The organism is Actinoplanes sp. NPDC026623, assembly GCF_040638275.1.
GTDB lineage: Bacteria > Actinomycetota > Actinomycetes > Mycobacteriales > Micromonosporaceae > Actinoplanes.
In genome coordinates this window covers 1-3,966 of sequence record NZ_JBEZXZ010000365.1, presented here as the reverse complement: position 1 = coordinate 3,966, position 3,966 = coordinate 1, and the positions used below count along the sequence as shown (strand labels likewise).

3 protein-coding genes and 1 pseudogene are annotated in these 3,966 nt (G+C 72.9%); 2 read left to right on the top strand and 2 right to left on the bottom strand.

Going from position 1 to position 3,966, the window contains the following annotated elements; genetic code table 11:
* Together AB0F10_RS44625 and AB0F10_RS44620 are read right to left on the bottom strand one after the other, a co-directional pair.
* Positions 1-317 (bottom strand): ATP-binding protein (locus AB0F10_RS44625; RefSeq protein ID WP_360640523.1); only part of this gene is annotated, 317 nt, incomplete at its 3' end.
* 32 nt (positions 318-349) lie between these two features.
* Complete coding sequence (locus AB0F10_RS44620; protein ID WP_360640520.1) at positions 350-1,099, bottom strand: alpha/beta fold hydrolase; 750 nt, start codon at positions 1,097-1,099, stop codon at positions 350-352.
* Between the two features lie 329 nt (positions 1,100-1,428).
* Between AB0F10_RS44620 and AB0F10_RS44615 the strand changes: the two genes are divergently transcribed.
* Both AB0F10_RS44615 and AB0F10_RS44610 read left to right on the top strand, forming a co-directional pair.
* The gene (locus AB0F10_RS44615) at positions 1,429-2,328 is read left to right on the top strand and encodes an ACP S-malonyltransferase (RefSeq protein ID WP_360640517.1); all 900 of its coding nucleotides are present in this window, start codon (positions 1,429-1,431) and stop codon (positions 2,326-2,328) included.
* A gap of 102 nt (positions 2,329-2,430) precedes the next feature.
* A pseudogene (locus tag AB0F10_RS44610) lies at positions 2,431-3,966 on the top strand (type I polyketide synthase); the annotation flags it as partial.

Sequence of the window (3,966 nt, the reverse complement as noted above, 5' to 3'; positions counted from 1 at the left end):
GGCCGGTCCGCCGGTTGGGCCCGGGCGGCCCGCGCCAGCACGGCGTGGCACCCGCCGAGCACGTCCGGGCCGTGCAGCAACCGGTGCAGCAGGCCGAACGGAAGCTGTCCGGCCGAGGCCGGGCAGGACGTCTCCAGCAGCAGGGCGCCGGTCTCGGCGGCCGGTGCGGCGAGCGTGCTGAGCAGCGCGGTCTTGCCGCTGGCCACCGCGCCGGTGATCAGCACGGTGTGCCCGCGGCCGGCGACCGCGTCGGCCAGCAGCGCGTGCAGCCGGCCCTGGTGTTCGTCTCGGTCGGTGAGTCTGGTCGGTGTGAACATCGTTTCCCCCGTGGTTCCCGATCGAATGCGGCTCAGCCGAGCAGGTGCCGTTCGATCAGGCGCGCTATCGCCGCGCGATGGTCGTTCACGAAGAAGTGGCCGCCGGTGAACGTGTGCACCGCGCACTCGGTGGTGCTGTGCCGCGCCCAGGCGGCGGCCTCGTCGGCCGAGGTACGGATGTCGTCCGCCCCGGTCAGCACGGTGATCGCCGCGGCGGTGACGGCACCCGGCTCGGGCCGGTAGGTCTCGATCGCCGTGTAGTCGCCGCGCAGCGCGGGCAGCGCCATCCGGATGATCTCGTCGTCGGCGAGGATGGCCGAGTCGGTGCCGCTGAGCAGCCGCACCTCGGCCAGCAGGCCGTCGTCGTCGCGGCGGTGCACGCTGTCCGGCCGCTGCGTGCAGGGCGCCCGGCGCCCGGACACGAACAGCCGGGCCGGCACCTGGCCGTGCTCGCGTTCGAGCAGGCGCGCGGCCTCGAAGGCGACCGTCGCGCCCATGCTGTGTCCGAACAGGGCGGTCGGCCGGTCCAGGAAGGGCCGGACGGCGGCGATCACCTCGGCGGCCATCGCGTGGATGTCGGTCAGGCAGGGCTCGTCGCGGCGGTCCTGGCGGCCCGGGTACTGCACGGCGAGGACGTCGATGTCGTCCGTCAGCTCGCGGGACAGGCCGAAGTAGGCCGGCGCGGAACCCCCGGCGTGCGGCAGGCAGACCAGCCGGACCGCGGCCTCCGGCCGCGGGTGGAATCGGCGGACGACGCTGCTCGTCGCGGTATTCGTCGGCACGGTATAGGTCCCTTCAAATAGCGAGGAAAATTGGCGTTCCCGAGTTCGGATGCTAGGAACCCGGGTCTGTCGGGGGTAACCCCTATCTTGTCAGCGAAGATGAACACGACACCCTGTGAATGTGCAGGCCGCGTGCAGTGAAACGCCATGACCTGCAACTCTTCCGTTCGCTGGTGTGAACAGAGGTGGGCGGCCGGGTTTTCCGGTCCGGACGCCCTAGGGGCGCTTAGGGGATGAAAGGCGGCCGCCGGCCCGCCTAGGGTCGACACCTGGATAAACGCTTGAAAAGGGGTCCGATGTCCGACCGGACGGCAATCGTATTTCCAGGAATGGGACCGTCGAGCTTCACCGACGTGGGCCGGTACATGGTGCTGGACCGGTACGCCCGTGCCCGCCTCGCCGAGGCGGCCGACGTGCTGGGCTACGACCTTCTCGACCGCTTCTACGACAGCACCGACGAGTACTCGACGTACCACCAGCTGGCGTTCGTGGTGAACTCGACCGCGCTGGCCGACCGCGCCGAGGGGGAGCTGGGCGAACGGCCGGACATCTGCGCCGGCCCCAGCTTCGGCCAGAAGGCGGCCGCCGCGTACGCCGGCGCACTGTCCTTCGCCGACGTCCTGCGGCTCACCGCCGAATGGGCCGAACTGGAGCAGGACTACTTCCGCACCGCGCACCGCGACGTGGTGACACAGACCGTCACCCGGGTACCCGAGGAGCCGTTCGCCGAGTTCCTCGCCGGCCTCACCGACCGCGGCGAGTACCACGACCTCTCCGGCCGGCTCGACGACGGCTTCCTCATGGTGTCCGTGCGCGAGAGCGTCCTGGACGAGCTGAAGGCAGCGGTCGCCGCGATGGGCGGCTACTCGATGCACGCCATGCGCCCGCCGGTGCACGCCGCCGCGTTCGGCGCCCTGCGGCTGCGCGCCGAGCTCGAGGTCCTCGACCACTACGAGGTCGGCGCGCCGGGGGTGACCCTGGTCGACGACAGCGACGGCTCGATCGTACGTACCGCCGAGGACATGCGGGCCATGCTGCTCAGCACGTTCGACCGGCCGATCGACTGGCCCGCCGTCACCGGCACGCTCCGCGGGCTGGGCGTCGACCGGCTGCTCATCACGGGGCCGGACAACCTGTTCGGCCGGATCGGGCGCACGAGGAAGAACTTCGACGTCGTCGCCCTCGATCCGAAGGGCGTCGCCCGCGAGCTGTTCGTGCCCGCCCGCTGACCCCTGCTCACTCCTGACCGTGACCGCAACGCATCAGCCAACGGGGTAGACATCATGACGCGCCACATCGGAGACATCCGCGCCACCGCCGGCGACGACTGGCGCCGGCTGCTGCGACTCGTCCGGGACGAGGCCGGGGCAGTGCTCGGCGACCGGGTCGATCCGGACCAGTCGTTCCTCGACCTCGGCCTGGCCTCGCTGAGCGCGGTCGAGCTGCACCGCCGCCTGGTCACCGCGACCGGGATCGCGCTGCCGGTCACGCTCGCCTACGACCACCCGACGCCGCGCGCGGTCGCCGAGCGGATCGCGGCCGAGCTCGGCGCCGAGCTCGGCGAGCCGGAGCCCGAGCCGGTCACCGCGGCGCCCGACGAGCCGATCGCCATCGTCGGCATCGGCTGCCGCTACCCCGGCGGGGTCGACTCGGCCGCCGGACTGTGGGACCTGGTCGACCGGCGCGGCGACGCGATCACCGAGTTCCCGGTCAACCGGGGCTGGGACATCTCCGCGCTCTACGACCCGGATCCCGAGCACCCCGGCACCACGTACACCCGGCACGGCGGCTTCCTGCACGACGCCGACCTGTTCGACGCCGCGTTCTTCGGCATCAACCCGAAGGAGGCGCTCGCCGCCGACCCGCAGCAGCGCCTGCTGCTGGAGACCAGCTGGTCGGCCCTGGAGGGCGCGGCCATCGACCCGAACACCCTGCGCGGCACCGCGACCGGCGTCTTCATCGGCGCGGAGAGCCAGGAGTACGGGCCACGCCTCGCCGAGGCCGCCGAGGGCCTCGAGGGCTACCTGCTCACCGGCACCGCGGAGAGCGTCATCGCCGGCCGGATCGCGTACACGCTGGGGCTGCAGGGGCCGACCATGACGGTGGACACCGCCTGCTCCGGGTCGCTGGTCGCGATCCACCTGGCGGTCGGGGCGCTGCGCCGCGGCGAGTGCTCGACCGCGCTCGCCGGCGGCGTCGCGGTCATGTCCAGCCCGGCGGGCTTCCTCGCCTTCTCCCGCCAGCGCGGCCTGGCGCCGGACGGCCGGTGCAAGCCGTTCGCCGCGGCGGCCGACGGCACCGCCTGGTCCGAGGGCGTCGGCGTGCTCGTGCTGGAACGGCTCTCCGAGGCGCGCCGGCGCGGTCACCGCGTGCTCGCCGTGATCCGGGGCAGCGCGATCAACTCCGACGGCGCGTCCAACGGCCTCACCGCCCCGAACGGCCCGGCACAGGTCCGCGTCATCCGGGCCGCGCTCGCCGACGCCGGCCTGCTGCCGGGCGAGGTCGACGCGATCGAGGCGCACGGCACCGGCACCACGCTCGGCGACCCGATCGAGGCGCAGGCGCTGCTCACCGCGTACGGAAGCAACCGCGCCGAGCCCGCCTGGCTCGGCTCGCTCAAGTCGAACCTGGGACACACCCAGGCCGCCGCCGGGGTCGGCGGCATCATCAAGATGGTCGAGGCGCTGCGGCACCACACGCTCCCGGCCACCCTGCACGTCGACGAGCCCACCCCGCACGTGGACTGGTCGGCCGGCGCCGTCGAACTGCTCACCGAGGCCCGCCCGTGGCCGGCCGGCGAGCGCCCGCGCCGCGCCGCCGTCTCCTCGTTCGGGATGAGCGGCACCAACGCGCACATCATCATCGAG